General features: G+C 37.3%; 21 protein-coding genes and 2 riboswitches. Of the genes, 13 read left to right on the top strand and 8 right to left on the bottom strand.

Annotated elements, in window-relative coordinates:
• Nucleotides 1-4 precede the first annotated feature (4 nt).
• Both PQ478_RS11410 and PQ478_RS11405 read right to left on the bottom strand, forming a co-directional pair.
• Nucleotides 5-196, bottom strand: a complete 192-nt coding sequence (locus tag PQ478_RS11410) for a hypothetical protein (protein WP_289234288.1) — start codon at nucleotides 194-196, stop codon at nucleotides 5-7.
• Nucleotides 186-587: a hypothetical protein gene (locus tag PQ478_RS11405; RefSeq protein WP_289234287.1), complete on the bottom strand. Its 402-nt coding sequence runs from the start codon at nucleotides 585-587 to the stop codon at nucleotides 186-188. The genes PQ478_RS11410 and PQ478_RS11405 overlap by 11 nt, the downstream gene beginning before the upstream one ends.
• 122 nt (nucleotides 588-709) lie before the next feature.
• Between PQ478_RS11405 and PQ478_RS11400 the strand changes: the two genes are divergently transcribed.
• The 3 genes from PQ478_RS11400 (at nucleotide 710) to PQ478_RS11390 (ending at nucleotide 3,300) form a co-directional block, all read left to right on the top strand.
• The gene (locus PQ478_RS11400; protein ID WP_289234286.1) at nucleotides 710-1,528 is read left to right on the top strand and encodes an alpha/beta fold hydrolase; all 819 of its coding nucleotides are present in this window, start codon (nucleotides 710-712) and stop codon (nucleotides 1,526-1,528) included.
• Nucleotides 1,529-1,543: 15 nt separating this feature from the next.
• Nucleotides 1,544-1,735 carry a hypothetical protein gene (locus tag PQ478_RS11395; RefSeq protein WP_289234285.1) on the top strand — a complete coding sequence of 64 codons (192 nt, stop codon included), beginning with the start codon at nucleotides 1,544-1,546 and terminating at the stop codon, nucleotides 1,733-1,735.
• Between the two features lie 185 nt (nucleotides 1,736-1,920).
• The gene (locus tag PQ478_RS11390) at nucleotides 1,921-3,300 is read left to right on the top strand and encodes a vWA domain-containing protein (protein ID WP_289234284.1); all 1,380 of its coding nucleotides are present in this window, start codon (nucleotides 1,921-1,923) and stop codon (nucleotides 3,298-3,300) included.
• A gap of 42 nt (nucleotides 3,301-3,342) precedes the next feature.
• On the opposite strand, the gene PQ478_RS11385 is transcribed toward PQ478_RS11390, so the two are convergent.
• Together PQ478_RS11385 and PQ478_RS11380 are read right to left on the bottom strand one after the other, a co-directional pair.
• On the bottom strand, nucleotides 3,343-3,618 hold the full coding sequence (locus PQ478_RS11385) for a hypothetical protein (protein WP_289234283.1): 276 nt from the start codon (nucleotides 3,616-3,618) through the stop codon (nucleotides 3,343-3,345).
• A 19-nt stretch (nucleotides 3,619-3,637) separates the two neighbouring features.
• Entirely contained in the window at nucleotides 3,638-3,856 is a 219-nt protein-coding gene (locus PQ478_RS11380; RefSeq protein ID WP_289234282.1) for a hypothetical protein, read from the bottom strand.
• Between the two features lie 209 nt (nucleotides 3,857-4,065).
• Between PQ478_RS11380 and PQ478_RS11375 the strand changes: the two genes are divergently transcribed.
• Genes PQ478_RS11375 through PQ478_RS11360 form a run of 4 tightly spaced genes read left to right on the top strand, consistent with a single transcriptional unit; the run spans nucleotide 4,066 to nucleotide 5,051 of the window.
• Nucleotides 4,066-4,380, top strand: a complete 315-nt coding sequence (locus tag PQ478_RS11375; protein ID WP_289234281.1) for a hypothetical protein — start codon at nucleotides 4,066-4,068, stop codon at nucleotides 4,378-4,380.
• Nucleotides 4,381-4,392: 12 nt separating this feature from the next.
• The gene (locus PQ478_RS11370; protein ID WP_289234280.1) at nucleotides 4,393-4,599 is read left to right on the top strand and encodes a hypothetical protein; all 207 of its coding nucleotides are present in this window, start codon (nucleotides 4,393-4,395) and stop codon (nucleotides 4,597-4,599) included.
• Nucleotides 4,596-4,874 (top strand): hypothetical protein, encoded by a 279-nt coding sequence (locus tag PQ478_RS11365; protein WP_289234279.1) that lies wholly within the window; start codon nucleotides 4,596-4,598, stop codon nucleotides 4,872-4,874. Before PQ478_RS11370 ends, PQ478_RS11365 begins: the two co-directional genes overlap by 4 nt.
• Nucleotides 4,875-4,895: 21 nt before the next feature.
• A complete protein-coding gene (locus PQ478_RS11360) occupies nucleotides 4,896-5,051 on the top strand; it encodes a hypothetical protein (protein WP_289234278.1) in 156 nt (51 codons plus the stop codon).
• A 63-nt stretch (nucleotides 5,052-5,114) separates the two neighbouring features.
• Here the strand turns inward: PQ478_RS11360 and mgtE (PQ478_RS11355) are convergent, their stop codons facing one another.
• From mgtE (PQ478_RS11355) to mgtE (PQ478_RS11345), 3 genes are all read right to left on the bottom strand, one after another.
• Nucleotides 5,115-6,479 (bottom strand): magnesium transporter, encoded by a 1,365-nt coding sequence (gene mgtE / locus PQ478_RS11355; protein WP_289234277.1) that lies wholly within the window; start codon nucleotides 6,477-6,479, stop codon nucleotides 5,115-5,117.
• A 15-nt stretch (nucleotides 6,480-6,494) separates the two neighbouring features.
• Nucleotides 6,495-7,205: an MgtC/SapB family protein gene (locus tag PQ478_RS11350; protein WP_289234276.1), complete on the bottom strand. Its 711-nt coding sequence runs from the start codon at nucleotides 7,203-7,205 to the stop codon at nucleotides 6,495-6,497.
• A 107-nt stretch (nucleotides 7,206-7,312) separates the two neighbouring features.
• Nucleotides 7,313-7,475, bottom strand: a riboswitch (M-box (ykoK) riboswitch).
• Between the two features lie 6 nt (nucleotides 7,476-7,481).
• Nucleotides 7,482-8,843 (bottom strand): magnesium transporter, encoded by a 1,362-nt coding sequence (gene mgtE / locus PQ478_RS11345; RefSeq protein WP_289234275.1) that lies wholly within the window; start codon nucleotides 8,841-8,843, stop codon nucleotides 7,482-7,484.
• A 297-nt stretch (nucleotides 8,844-9,140) separates the two neighbouring features.
• Nucleotides 9,141-9,309, bottom strand: a riboswitch (M-box (ykoK) riboswitch).
• A gap of 286 nt (nucleotides 9,310-9,595) precedes the next feature.
• On the opposite strand from mgtE (PQ478_RS11345), the gene PQ478_RS11340 reads away from it, so the two are divergent.
• Both PQ478_RS11340 and PQ478_RS11335 read left to right on the top strand, forming a co-directional pair.
• A complete protein-coding gene (locus PQ478_RS11340; RefSeq protein ID WP_289234274.1) occupies nucleotides 9,596-10,321 on the top strand; it encodes a hypothetical protein in 726 nt (241 codons plus the stop codon).
• Complete coding sequence (locus PQ478_RS11335; RefSeq protein WP_289234273.1) at nucleotides 10,318-11,061, top strand: hypothetical protein; 744 nt, start codon at nucleotides 10,318-10,320, stop codon at nucleotides 11,059-11,061. Before PQ478_RS11340 ends, PQ478_RS11335 begins: the two co-directional genes overlap by 4 nt.
• A gap of 267 nt (nucleotides 11,062-11,328) precedes the next feature.
• Here the strand turns inward: PQ478_RS11335 and PQ478_RS11330 are convergent, their stop codons facing one another.
• Nucleotides 11,329-11,769 carry an Lrp/AsnC family transcriptional regulator gene (locus tag PQ478_RS11330; protein ID WP_289234272.1) on the bottom strand — a complete coding sequence of 147 codons (441 nt, stop codon included), beginning with the start codon at nucleotides 11,767-11,769 and terminating at the stop codon, nucleotides 11,329-11,331.
• A 119-nt stretch (nucleotides 11,770-11,888) separates the two neighbouring features.
• On the opposite strand from PQ478_RS11330, the gene PQ478_RS11325 reads away from it, so the two are divergent.
• The 4 genes from PQ478_RS11325 to PQ478_RS11310 all read left to right on the top strand — a co-directional run bounded on the left by PQ478_RS11325 (nucleotide 11,889) and on the right by PQ478_RS11310 (nucleotide 14,745).
• Entirely contained in the window at nucleotides 11,889-12,296 is a 408-nt protein-coding gene (locus PQ478_RS11325) for a carboxymuconolactone decarboxylase family protein (protein WP_289234271.1), read from the top strand.
• A gap of 130 nt (nucleotides 12,297-12,426) precedes the next feature.
• Nucleotides 12,427-13,029 (top strand): YgaN family protein, encoded by a 603-nt coding sequence (locus tag PQ478_RS11320; RefSeq protein ID WP_289234270.1) that lies wholly within the window; start codon nucleotides 12,427-12,429, stop codon nucleotides 13,027-13,029.
• A gap of 28 nt (nucleotides 13,030-13,057) precedes the next feature.
• Nucleotides 13,058-13,429, top strand: a complete 372-nt coding sequence (locus PQ478_RS11315) for a hypothetical protein (protein ID WP_289234269.1) — start codon at nucleotides 13,058-13,060, stop codon at nucleotides 13,427-13,429.
• Between the two features lie 164 nt (nucleotides 13,430-13,593).
• Complete coding sequence (locus PQ478_RS11310) at nucleotides 13,594-14,745, top strand: serine hydrolase domain-containing protein (RefSeq protein WP_289234268.1); 1,152 nt, start codon at nucleotides 13,594-13,596, stop codon at nucleotides 14,743-14,745.
• The last annotated feature ends 12 nt before the right edge of the window (nucleotides 14,746-14,757 follow it).

Raw genomic sequence — 14,757 nt, 5'->3', positions numbered from 1 at the left:
GGCATCAGGTACAAAAAACTTCAAAATCAAATAAGATTCCTAGATGCATCGCTTCAAACGCCTTTACATAATCAGAATTTGGCGCTGCTTTGATTGTCGGATTGTTATTAGATTGAAACACTCCAGTTGAGCATCCTGCAGAAAGAATTGTTAGCAAGCCCGCTATACATAGAGCAGTGATCTTCTTACGACTCATTTTGATGAGCTCCTCTCGGAAATGTAGATTGTTGTCTTTCTTTTTTATATCGATTATATGCTGTAAATAGGCTAATCAGAAATACTCCCCAGAGGATTGGGCTTGTGATACTGATTCCTCTTTCCGATGTCCCGCCAAGAATAGGCAGCAAAGCTAACAAACCGAAAAAACCAGCGCTTGTTACGATAATAAACATCAATTCCTGCTTAGCAGACTGAAAGACAGGTTTACCTTTAGGCCGGAAAACCACACTAAGCAAAATAGAAAAAACTACGCCTAAGGCAGCCACTGTCATACTAACTGGAACAGCAGGAAAAAAGTCTTTGACGAGCATTAAAATGAAGAATCCAGCCCCTGAAAATTGTGTTGCAAGATATATCCGATTACTCATCACAATTCTCCTTTTGACTGAACATTCATTCCTTTATATTACCACTAAATGTATAATATAGGTTATAGCTAACTGAGAAAATGTAGTATTTATGTTAAAGCACGCAATAAGGAGATGAATTCATGGGTATTTGTCATGTTTCTAAGGGGAGGATTCACTATAAAATAGAAGGGGAAGGAACTCCAATTTTAATTCTACATCCTTTAGGTACAGACTATCGCTCTATGTATCTATGGTTAGAACCACTGTTCAAAAGAAGTACTGGGTTTCAAAGAATTTATATAGATCTCCCAGGACACGGTAAAAGCATCGCCTCTCATCAATTAAAGACAACCGATGACATGCTTCAAAATATACTTGAATTTATTAATATGAAGCTGGGTAATCAACTATTTTCTCTGATTGGCTGCTCTTTTGGAGGATATATCGCACAAGGAATTTTAGATCATAATATCAATCAAGTTCAAAGTTTATGTCTCCTAGCACCTGTTTTGCACCTAAAAGAAAGAATTCTTCCAATGAAAACAATTGTTTCAGATCGTACAGACGAATCTATTATTAAGCAATGGGATACAGAAGTGAAGAATGCTTATAACTTATTAATGACGTATCAAAATGGCAAAAACGCTAAAAGATTTTTAGAAGAAATACAGCCTGGCAGATTGCTTGTGAATAAGAAAGTCATAAACAATACGTGGAAAGAGAATCATTATTTATTTTCTCTAACGCCATTAGCAAAGGTTGCGAGTGTAATACACAAAGTATTAATCATTGTCGGGAAACAAGACTGTATTTGTGGGTATCAAGATCACTCGAATTATTTTGAAAAGTTTCCAAACAAATCATTTGTTGCAATTCATAATGCAGGTCATATGCTCTATATAGAGAGAAGAGATTTAGTTTCACAAAAAATTGAAGCCTGGTTAGAGGAAATCATTTAAAGGAGAGTATACCCAATGGATCTACTGCTAGCATTTATGTTGCTTTTCTTTTTCGGCGGATGGCTGGTTCTTATTTTAATAAAAAAGAAAATAGATAAGAGGGAAAGTTCAAATCCTCAACCTGTAGTTAGATGGATAATGGCGGTAACTGGCTGGGGAGTGATCAGTCTTTTTCTAGTATCATGGTGGTTTAATAAAACAATGTAAAATCCTCCAACTATTGATCTAGGATTTTTTGTGCAGATAGGCTGATTGTCACGTCTTTTCATCGAAGTTTGTCGAATGTATTCGTATTGGTAAGAAGGTTTGGTATGATCTACGATGGAAAGTGACTGCTAATCAGTGGGTATTTTTTACACTTATGGGCGGGGATACGGGAGGCAATATATAGAATGAAGAAAATAGTATGGATCACAGCAGCAGCGTGCATGCTGGCTGCCTGTTCAACAGAATCGTCTGATACACAAACTGAGGAAGTGCAACATTCAGCTGTAGAAAATGCTGTAGAAGATGAGAATGAACAAGTAGAAGAAATAACAGAAGAAGAAAGTGAACAAGAAACGAACGATTTTATATTTAATCAACTTGAGGTTCCTTATGTGCCAGAGTCAATGGAGGGTGTGCTCACGTATCCTGTGGGGGAATTTGCTCTTGTTGATCCAACAGAGTCTAAAGAGTTTCAAGACGTATTGGCAGAACTGCCTAATCTTGGAGAAGAGGCTACATCAGAGGAAATCCGTACATACATTATCCACTTATCAACATTAACGGCACCAGCGTACCCCGACCCCAGGTTGCTAGCGAATCGCTGGGAGCAATTAAGTTTCTTAGCACCGAATGAAGAGGGAGAATTAGGACCCGAAAAGAGGGAATTGAATGTCGAAATTTTGCTCGATGCAAGCGGAAGCATGAAAGATGAAGTGAATGGGGTTGATAAGATGACCCTAGCACGTGAAGCGATCCAAGACTTTGTCGAAGAGCTGCCTGATCAAGCAAATGTGGCGCTTCGAGTCTATGGACACGTAGGAGAAAGTCCTGAGAAGTCATGTAAAGGAATTGACCGTGTATATGATCTTCAACCATATGATGAAAGCAGTTTCACGAGTGCGATTGATGGGGTCATGGCTAATGGCTGGACGCCTCTTGCAAAGGCAATAGAGGTAACAATTAACGATTATCGAAATGGTTCAGAAGAGGCGACAAATATGGTGCTAATTGTAAGTGATGGGATGGACACATGCGGAGGTGATCCTGTACAGGCCGTTAAAGACTTAAGTGAATTGGATGTGACACCGCTTATTTCGATCATTGGTTTCGATGTGCCTGCAAACGAGCAGCAGCAGCTAAGAGAAATGGCTCAAGCTTCAGGAAGTGCATTTGCTACGGTAAATGATCAAGCACAGTTAAGAGCGGAACTCGACCGAAGTGGCAAACTCGCAAAAGCATGGATGATGTTTCAAACCGACGCTAGAGTAGAAATTGAGGCAATACGTACCGAACAAGCTGTCGAAATTATGGATGAACGAGTAAAATGGCGCCTTTTAACTCAGGACGAACGTTTATACATGGTAGATCTAGTTAAATACCTTAATGATAACGATAAAGTCGCTCCAGTTCATACAATTGAAATATGGGATATTTTACTCGAAAGACAACAAGCTGCCTATGATATCGGTGAAGAAGTGTATGATGAGCTGTACAATGCAAATGAAGAAAATAGAGAGCAGATGAGAGAAAAAATTGACGAGCTGGTCAATGAAAAGACAGAGTAATGAATGATAAAAATAAAAAAGCTCATACTCTGAGCTTTTTTATTATGCATTTTGACGGCTTTTCGGAATCAACAACGTAAGAAAGACTCCTAAAAGTATAAATACAGCTGAACCTATGATTACTTTCGGTGGAGAAATCTTGTAGAAGCTTGGATCTAGAATAATGGTTATAAGATGAAGACCATTATGCTTCTCCGGTAAGGTCCATACCGACCACCAATGTCCAGCAGCTGAGTGATGACTTGAAACGTACAACCATATCAAAAAGCCTAATACAGCAAACAAATAACCAATTATTTTACGATTCCCATCACTCACATTCTCACCTCAGCTCCTTTTATTTAGTGGCAGTAAGCTTCCGACTAATCTTTGAAAGCAGTCTAATCATTTCTGCTATACCTACTAACAACAATCCCGCCACTAAACTACCTACACTTACTAGCAAGATCAATCCGTCACTTGATGTATCAAACTGAACCTGCACATAAATACCGAAAAAGATGGCGCACATAGCAGTGAAGTACAATAGAAAGGCGATTGTATTTACGTTTTTCAAAAAAACACCTCATTAAGAAATATTAGATATTTGGTTTATTAAGATCGTTACACCTTTCATTCGAAATCAATAAGTTAGTTAACCATTAGTCATGAACCAACCTTCACAAAAATAAAATGGAATGATAAGGTTATTTTACCATATTTAGATACCGTTTAAGGGGATTTATGCTATATTTATAGAATCATAAAGGGGCAGGTGAGGTATGTATGGAAAAAGCGGATAATAGCAGTTATATTCCTAACAAAAAAAGGCTTGAGCTCATTGCATTCATCATTGGCATTCTTTGCTTCAGTATTGTTTTCATTCCTTTTACCAGAATCACCATGACAGGTCATGCGTGGGGGGATATGATTTCTATTACCCTTATGTTCATCGGTGTTACGTTAACAAGCATCTTACTGAAAAAATATGGCCGCAGCCCACTACTGATCTTTTCCTTGATTTTAACTTTATCATTTCCAATCTACTTAGTTATTCTTTTCGTTGCATTATTTACAGGCTTGATTGAATTCGGACCTTAAGAGGGGAAACGTATGAAAATTTATTCCTTTTTCGTAGGTGTTATCTTTGTTTCTTGGGTCATCCTCTCCTTTATATACCCAGAACCAAGCTGGTGGTCAATTTTCTCATCAAATCGATCGACTCACACGCCGATGATTGAACAAGTATCACTTGTTAAAGTGACATTTGTCGCTCTACTTATTGCCGTTCCTATCCTTTTAAGGAGGCTTGGAAAATGAAGAAAACACATGCAAGCATAATTCTGTATGTTTGTTCTCTGATCCCTATCGTGGCAAACATTATTATCTTTTATGTTTATAGAGGACCAAATATTGATATTTATTTTATAATCAAAACACACGGGATGCTTGCTGCTCTAGGGATCGCACTCGCATTAGTATCCTGGTATATGAAGAAACGCCATCTATTATTTATCTTCAGCCTGCTAGGAAATGGATTTTTTGTTGTTATAGCTGCATTATTACTGCTAGCTATGGGGATCAGTGAACCTTAATGAATAAGAAGGAGTATTTAAATGTTTAAGGTCGTAAATGGATTTAAAAATATGTTTCTCGATCTATTTTCAATGGGAAAAGGGTTTCTTTATGGATTTGTCATGATAGCGTTATTTATAATTATTGGAACCGCCTTATTATACGGGTTATTAGCATTAAAGAATATCCTATTATAAAAGGCATTCGTTTTAGAAAATTGAGGGAAGGAGCCTGATTTCATAATAGCTCCTTCACAGTCATTACATATAGTGTAAAAGGGAAGTCGCAATTGTAAAATATACAAATAAACCAATAATATCGTTAATTGTCGTGATAAACGGTCCGGATGCAACAGCTGGGTCAACCTTTAAACGATGAATGACCAAGGGGATTAGTGTGCCAGACAATGTTGAAGAAAGAACAGTTATGAAAAGGGATACTCCAATGATGATTCCTAGTGTCGCACTGCCACCAGGAATCAAAAAACCTATTAAAGAAGCTAATATCCCACATACTAGACCCATTAGAAAACCGGTTGCTGCTTCTCTTTTAAGTAATCGTAAAATGGTTTTTTGATCAAATTTACGAAGAGCTAAGCCACGTACTACCACAGCTAAGGATTGAGTTCCTGTATTACCAGCCATATCAGCAATCATTGGGATAAAAATAGCTAGTACAGCCACTTCAGCTAAGGTAGCTTCAAATGATCTAATTAACCCCGCAGTGAACAGGCCGATAAACAATAAAAGGATCAACCAAGGTAATCTTTTTTTGGTTGCTGTTAGTGCAGTGACTTCTAGATCTAGAGCACCCTTAACTGCAGCAAACTCTCCTAAATCCTCAGTTGTTTCTTCTTCGATCACATCCATCACATCATCAACAGTGACTATTCCAATAATAATCTCATCTGAGGTTAATACAGGTACAGCCAGAAGATTGTAGTCTCTTATAATCGTAGAAACTTGTTCTTGATCAGTTGCAGGAGAGACAGAAATGATTTGTTCTTTCATGATCGTATTCACAGTTGAAGAAGGCGGAGCAGATAACAACTCCCTTAAAGAAACGACTCCAGTTAATTTATTGAACTCGTCAACTATATAAATATAATAAATCGTTTCTGCATCCATACCCTCTAAGCGCAGTCGTTCAATGATAAGTGATACGGTGTCCTGAGCAGATGCTTTCACGTATTCTGTCGTCATAAGTGAGCCGGCAGAATGTTCATTATAGCTGAGTAGGTTTCTAATGTTTTCCGCATCTGCTTTATCAAGCTTATTTAACAGGTAGGTCGTAATATGTTCAGGCAGTACATTAAAGAAGTCGGTTAATTCATCAGCAGGCAGTTCACAAAGCATTTCATGCGCATAATCATCATCTAGCTCAGTAAAAACTTGTTTTTGTTCATCTGGTTTAAGCCCTGTGAAAAGCTCAGCAAATTCATCAACCGATAGATAGTCATAGACCTGTGTTCGTTTCTCTAGACTCATTTGTTTAAAGATATCTACTTGGTCGGTAGGGTGTAAGTCCAAAAACTCTTCTCGGAACAGATCTTTTTGCTTGTTTTTTAAATACATAAATAAATAATACGTATATTCTTCACGATTCTTAAAGCTTATTTTCTTCATTAGTCATCCCTCCTTCTAATGCTCAATTTCAACCGAGAGGACATTATCAATTTTCTTCAACAAGTAATAAATTTCTGTTGTGTATTGTTTTTCAGGAGCAGATAATTTTAAGTCTATTTGTTGATTGCCATTATCGAGATCTTTCAGCTTCAAGTTACGAATAACAATATCGCTTTTTTCAGTTGCATTAAGCCCTTGACCTTTTCGTTCAATCGCTTGGATTAATTCAGTCATCTTAAAGTTAGGTTCCATTACCACTTTAACTAGTACATCTCTTTGACTTAATGCTCGCGGACCAATTTTTTTGATAAGATTCGGAATGAAGTTAATGGCTAGAATGAATAACAAGACAGCGATAGAGGGTAATAAATAAAAACCTGCACCTACTGCTATTCCCAAGCCAGAGGCTGCCCAAATGACCGCAGCACTTGTTAAGCCTGAGATCACATCATTATTTCGACGTAAGATTACTCCTGCACCTAAGAAACCAACTCCACTTACAATTTGAGCGGTAAGACGCATAGGGTCCATTGCATGATAAGTAGGGGTAGCAAACTTATAAAATGATTCTATAGATACAATCGTTACCATACAACTTGCCACACAAATGATCATGCAGGTTTTCAGCCCGAGTGGTTTATGTTTTAATTGGCGGTCAATTCCGATCAACATGCCAAAAAATAACGCTAGAGATAATTTTATCACTAGCTCTAATTCGTTTGTCATTTCGTTCACCTTCTTTACATATCACTAACCTTTCTATATTGCCCAAATATTGCCCCAAAAATAGAAAGGCACCCAAACGATAAAGGGTGCCTTTCATCAAAGATAGCAAACCACTTCAATCGTTGAGTTTTAGCACTGTATGGCATAGGAAATTTCCAGCTGCATTAAAAACTACCTTAGTCGATAGTTTCTGTTGACCCATTGGCGTCTCTCGACATTTCTGGGCATCAGCGTATCTCCATACAGGAGCCTCACCTAACGAAGCAATATCAAGTTTTATAAGAAATCAAGTAGGGCAGTGGCAATCGAGAAATAAATCAAGAGGCCAAGAATATCATTTACAGTTGTAATAAAAGGCCCTGATGCAATCGCAGGATCTAATTTCAGTTTATTAATAACCAGTGGAACTGTTGCTCCGATGACTGTAGCAATGCTTAGTGTACAAAAAATTGAGAAGCCAACAATTAATGCTAACATCCAATTTTGATACATAACCGTCACGGTGATACTTAACACAATCATACAGATAAACCCGAGCATAACTCCTGTTCCTAACTCACGTCTAACCATCTTTCCAATACTGCCTTTTTTAATCGTACCAAGTGCTAATCCTCTGACGGCTACTGCAAGTGATTGAGTCCCTGTGTTACCGGCTGAATCCATAATCAGCGGGATAAATACAGCAAGCAGAACAATGGCTTCTAGGGTTTCTTCAAATTGGCCGATGACTTCTGCTGTAATCAGACCAAAAAACATAAGCATAATAATCCAAGGCGAACGTTTCTTTGCAGCTGTTATAGCACTAACATTTACGTCAGTTGCCCCTTTTGCAGCTGAAATCTCACCTAAATCTTCTGTAGCTTCTTCTTCAAGAATATCAATAACATCATCAATCGTAACAATTCCCACTAAATGATTTTGTTTTGAGACCACAGGAGCTGCTAGGAAATCATATTTTTTAATTAATTTTGCAACCTCTTCTTGGTCAGTGTCATCGGTGACTGAAACAACTCTAGTACTCATTACGTTTTCAATCACATCCGTTGGCTGCGCTGTAATAAGGTCTCTAAGCGAAATAACACCTACTAATTTTTCAAGTTCGTCTACAACGTATAAATAGTAAATCGTCTCTGCATCTGGAGCAGCACTTCTTAATTTATCAATCACATTTGAAACAATATCTGCTGAAGAAATACTTACATATTCCTTGGTCATTACAGCACCCGCTGTCTCGGGTTCGTAAGACATTAATTCTTTAACATCATCTGCATCTTCTTTGTTCATTTTTCGTAAGATGGTTTCAGCTTTTTCTCCTGTCATCAGCTCTAAAAAGTCAGCAACATCATCAGCAAACATATTATTAAACATTTCTGATGAGTAGCTTTCGTCTAGTTCAACATAAATTCGCTTTTGCTGATCTATTTCTAATCTTTCAAAGATGTCCGAAAATTCTCCTGGATTTAGATATTCATAAACTTGGTTACGTAAATCATCTTGTAATTTAATAAAAATATCGACTTGATCGGAAGGGTGCAGCTCTAAAAATACGTCTCGAAATTGCTTAGCGTCCTGTAATTTAAGAGTCTCTATAATAATTTGTTCATATTTCTCACGATTTTGATTATCTAATCTAACCATAGTAATCCTCCTTAACATCGGAGTACATCTAGAATTTCCCTCGCAAAGGTAGTGTGACATGTACTCCTGATCCTTTTAATTTCGTATAAACTAAATAATGAACACGCTGAATCAGGTTCTGAATAACTATCCAATCCACACCACCTCCACATACTAGATGTTTGTTTAGTTAGAATACCTGGTTAATTCCACAAAAAAAGACGCCTTCTACAATGAAGGCGTCTTGTTCACAGCAAATTAAAGCTATGTATATACTTTAACAAGCACGTCAAAGCAAAGACACAGCAAATATGCATCTAATTTCCTCCATTCGTAGAGCTTTAGCACTGTGCGGCATAGGAATCTTCTTCCAGCTACATTAAAAACCACCTTATGTCGATGGTTCCTGTTGACCCATTGGCGTCTTTGGACGTTTTTGGGCAGCAGCGTATCTCCAGCACAGGAGCCTCACCTAACGAGGTATTCAATTAACAACAGTTAAAAGGCTACTAGAGAAATATTCTTTTGTCAACAGCTTTTATTAATCGATAAATTAGCTTACTACAAAAATAATTCTGAAATAGGTTTTACTAATATATTGGAAAATGATAGAGTAATAGGGGTTTACAGGATATACACTATTAATTGAAAATCTCGTTCTTATACAAAAATGGGAGGGGATTTTTTTGTTACTCAATTATTTGGTAAATACAGAGGTCAATAGATGTATTCAAGGTTGTAAACAGTAATAAAGGATATATAGGTGGGGTTTTATGCAGTTTTCACTTCACGTACCAATGAATGTGATCGATCTAGTTGGTACGGCTTTATCGTGGGGTATTTTTATTTATTTCATTTATTATTTTTATCAAAAGCAAGAAAAGGAATCGACGCTTTGGAAGGCATGTCTAGCCGCATTTGCAGGGGTTATCAGTTTTAACATTAATACAACGATGTTTAACACCGATCTCAGCCTGCCTATTTTACCTATCGGAGTATGGTTATTGCTTTGGTATGCCTCAACGCGAAAAAACGGAGCATGGGAGAGGTATCGCCCATTCGCCTGGTTTGGATTTTTAAGTAATTATATAACGATTGTCATTATGATTCTATCACTAGTTATACATAATTTGGTTTACCCGAAAGATGATCTGACAACGTTTATAGCTAACTATGAACATGCTGAATTGATGGCAACCCATCCCTCGGCAGATGAGGTCATGTTAGATATGGAGAGTCTAGAGCAACAACTCCCTTTGTTTGAGGAATCCTCATTAATGGATTTGAGCTGGTACGAAGAAATAGCCTATGGAGAACGATCAGAACAAAACGAGCAATTTCCATACATGCTTACGGGCACATATACGAAATGGGGAAGCGGACTGCCTGCAATACTATATGTGGAGAGAGATGGAAAAGGCATTTTAATTGAGTTGCCCGACGAGCAGAGATATTTCCAAGCGGATGACTCCGTGTTGAAGGGCGGGGGAATGGAATGATGAAGAAAGTATGGATCTCACTTAGTGGCATCATAGCTATGATCATTGTAGCTAGTGTATATTATAACTACTTTTCAAACCCGTCGGAGTTTTTATCAGAAGATGAAAGGATCGACATCATAAATGAACCACAATATGGTTTTGACTCATTGGAAATTCTAGATACGATCTACTTAGATGATACACATGTGTTTGTACCATTTGCACAGGATCAAATTTACGGAACCAGTTTTTGGATATGGGAGAAACGTAATTGGGAGATGAAAGGATTTAATACAATGTTAGATCCATATTTATGGCAGCTTGATCCTAACGACCCAAACACCTTCTATATTACATGGAATCTTGATCCAGTTAATGACCTTTCACAAATCGATTTGTACCTCATGAATCGCAGGGGTTTTAGATCAAGTGACTTTAACCAAACAAATACTTATACACCTGGAGTCCAGCTGCAGCATCAAATTGAAACTAACCTTGATGAGGCATCATACGGTGTAGAACGCTTGCCAAAAGAGTGGATTACTTTTCTTGAAACTTATTTAGAAGTTGAAGGCGCTAAAAGTACGGATGATTTTTTCTTAAACCATTTTCATAGGAGCAGCTTAAGCTACGGCTGGATACCGTATAGTGAGGATGGTAAAATAAGCGAACGTGTTTCGCCAAATGGCTCAACTAGCAGCTATGGCAGCTTCTATGGAGAAACATTGTTTTGGGTAAGAGAAGACGAACTAGAGTAAAAAATAACTAATTTGTGGATGAAATCATTTGTTGATAATAGTAGGCTCAATAATGCTTAGCTTTTTCAAATACATAGTGTGGAGAATTAGCTTATATTGTAATAGATGCTGGAAATACACTTGAATGTAAATGAATTGGAAGGGGCAGAATGTGAAGGAACCTGATAAATGGTAAATATGAAACAGATGTCTTTATGAGTATCTTAGATCACGAATATGAAGAAAAGTAAAAGAAGAGTTCACTTAAGTAAGTGGACTCTTCTTTTATTACTCGCCTTTTATCTTAACCTCCGTTGGCACTTCTGAAAAAATAAAATGCGTGACTGTACGTGCATAGGGATTTACGTCTTCTATAAATTGTTCTGCTTCTTTAAAACTTTGAAAATGCAGCTTCATCATAAAGCAAGCCTGGCCAGCAATACGGTAGCAGAACTCTACATTCGAAAGGGACTGAATATAGTGTTTAAATCCAATATAATCTCCATTTTTAACCGTCGCTTCAACCATGCATTGTATAGACTGTCCTAATTTCTCATAGTCAATCGTCAAGGTATAGCCTTTAATAATACCAAATGATTCCATATGTCTCACGCGTTCTGTGACCGATGGGGATGAGAGGTTTACTCGTCTTCCGAGCTCGCTCATTGAAAGGCGGCTGTCCTGCTTTAATTCATCTAATATCCTTCGATCAATCTCATCAATTTTCATTTAATGTTATTCTCCTTGAATTAATTAAATTATATAAGTAAATGTTGATTATACGTTTACTATTTAATGTGCTTTGTATTATCGAATTATTATAATGAATATACAAGGAGGAGATCTAAATGGCAAGGATAACGGAATCAAAAACAGGCAGAACACCATTTCAACGACTATTGGGACATAACCCCGAAGTGATGAATGCATGGTCAAATTTAGGTAATGTATTAGAGCGGGATGCATTAATCTCTGCTGATCTAAAAGAACAAGTCAGAAGAACATTAGCACAGGGCAACGGGTGTGAGTATTGTAAGGCAAAGGGAAAACCAAACGCTATGCAATTTGATGAAAAAACCTCAATAGCAGTCGGGCTAGCAGAAGTGTTTTTAAAACAAAACATAACGATCTCAGATTCACAGTTTCAAATAATTGAAGAAACGTTTTCACAAGAAGAAATAAGTGAACTGTTTGCCTTTATTACATTTACCACTGCCTCGCAGTATTTTGGAGCAATAATGCAGTTGGAAGGGTGAAAGTATAAATACATTAGCTGCTGATAGAACAAAATATGTTAATATTATTCACTGCTTTTATAGCATTTAATATTAAAATAAGGAATATACTATTCTATTTAACTACCTGCTCTAGAAGAAAGGAATCAAAATGAAAAAGTTAATAACGACAGTTCTATTAGCAGCCTTTGTTTTAAGTGCTTGTGGGAATAATGACGTACCCTCAAATACAATTGTAAATGCAGAGTTAACCGAAAGAGAAAAAACCATCCTTTCGGCAACAACGGATCAAACATTTATTTTTGACTTCACTACCGGCAGTGAATTTAACGAACTAGATGTTTGGATTGAAAAATATGAATTTGGGAAGTTGGTTGATGAACCAATAGGTCACATTAGAACGGAGATTGAGGAGAACGGTTCTATTTTCTTTACTACTAATCAATCAAGTGTAGAGTCTAACGAAGCCTTTTTTCGTTTAGGCATTTCCAGTAATGGAAGTACAGGATCTTCTGCGCTTTCTGACATCATTTCTAATAAAGACTCAGAAGGGATGCAAACAGTGTGGGATACCCTTAACGAAGAGATCGATATTACAAACGATGAGCTTGTTCTAGGCAGTATATGTTATTCATGGGACGAAGCAGGTATGAGTTCACTTTCTTCAGAATTTTATCATGATGTGGAAGGACGGATACATGAGATTGAAAAGTATGAAGTGGTTTACCTGCTGAGAAGTAAATTTATGAATTGAGCTTGGTCCTATAATAAAGGAGACGTTTATGAATAATAAATTTATTCTTCTAATCATTGTTCTTTGTTTAGTTTCAGGTTGTAAGAACGAAGTAAATACTAGCCAGTTTTCATATCCACAGCTACTTCCGGCAGAAGACGGGAAGTACTCTTATGTAGTGATTTATCCAAACGAACATACAGAGCATAGGATACCTGAATTTATGAGAGGGTATGAACAAAATTCAAACTTAACACTCGGAACCATGATGTCGCTTGAAAACTTTAACTTAGAATACTCTGAACTAGCGATAGCTGAAGCTCCTTATTATGTATTTCTAGATACAAACGGAATTGTTTTTGAAACGAGTGATGAACGAGAAGCAGGGGAGATTTATTTAGAAAACATTCATTTAAATTAAAGGGTAGAAGAGCTGAGAGTGATATGTTCTTAGCTTTTTTGTTGTTTTTTCAATTTAAGAAAGATAATGAATTACGCCCAACCTGAAACCACGACAACAAATAATACGTATAGGTATTAAATAGAAATAAAGTTAAATTTAATATATTTAAGGAAGGAGCTGCTATGAATCAAATCCATAAAGCTTTAGTGTATACGTTCCTGCCTCTGCTGCTTGCTGGATGCATAGAAGCTAATACCTCCTCATTGCCAGCCTCAGAAGACTTCCCGGCTGAAGCAGTAAGAACGCAAATAGACAAAGAAAGAGATTACTATCCTACTGAAAATTGGCAAACGAAATCACCTGCTGTACTGGGCTTAAATGAAGAGGTGTTAAAAGAATTAACAGATGAAGTCCGTCACGAAGATGTGTACAGTATGCTGTTGATCAAAGACGGTTATTTAGCGGAGGAATATTACAAATCGATAGCTTTTGACAATTCACGAACTCCGATCAATTCGGTTGCAAAGAGTATTACCTCTTCCTTAATCGGCATAGCGATTGAACAAGGCCATATTGAGGGAATCAATCAAAAAGCATCAGATTTCATTCCAGAAATACTAGATCAAGAGGACACGCGTAAACAGAATTGGACCATCGAGCATTTCTTAACCATGACAGATGGTTTGGATTGGCCGGAAACAACCTCATGGAATGAGATCATGGTGCCGCTAGAGTCTAGTGAGAATTGGGTGGAGTTCATTCTTTCTCGTGAACTAGCATATGAACCGGGTATGAAATTCAACTATAATACAGGATCATCTCATTTATTATCTGTCATAATTGAAAGAGCTTCAGGTCAGTCAACAAAGCAATTTGCGAATGAGCATTTATTTTCACAGCTAGGCATTGGGACGATGGACTATTTCTGGGACATTGATTCTAATGGATATTACACTGGTGGATATAAGATGGAAATGGCGCCAGCTGACCTCGCAAAAATCGGCTATTTATTCTTAAATGGTGGTAGGTGGGAAGGAGATCAGCTCATCCCTCAAGAATGGGTGGAAACTTCAACTGCTTATCACACTATGACAGAATTAAATACAGCAGGCTTCGGAGATTATGGGTACCAGTGGTGGGTTAAGACGCTGCATCTCGATACAGGCGAGTTGATTCATAGTTACTACGGCTCAGGTGCATTTGGACAAAAACTGATCGTCATTCCTCATTTCGATATTGTCGCTGTATTTACAAGCAATTTGCCAAACGAATCTTACGGTCTGTATTTTGAACAAATAACGGAACAGTTTTTATTGAAGTTATTTGAAGGATAAAGATAAATAATT

Origin of the sequence: Alkalihalophilus pseudofirmus (assembly GCF_029094545.1) — a bacterium.
GTDB lineage: Bacteria > Bacillota > Bacilli > Bacillales > Bacillaceae_D > Alkalihalophilus > Alkalihalophilus pseudofirmus.
The sequence above is the reverse complement of the archived record's forward strand: the minus strand, read 5'-3'. Positions and strand labels throughout refer to the sequence as shown.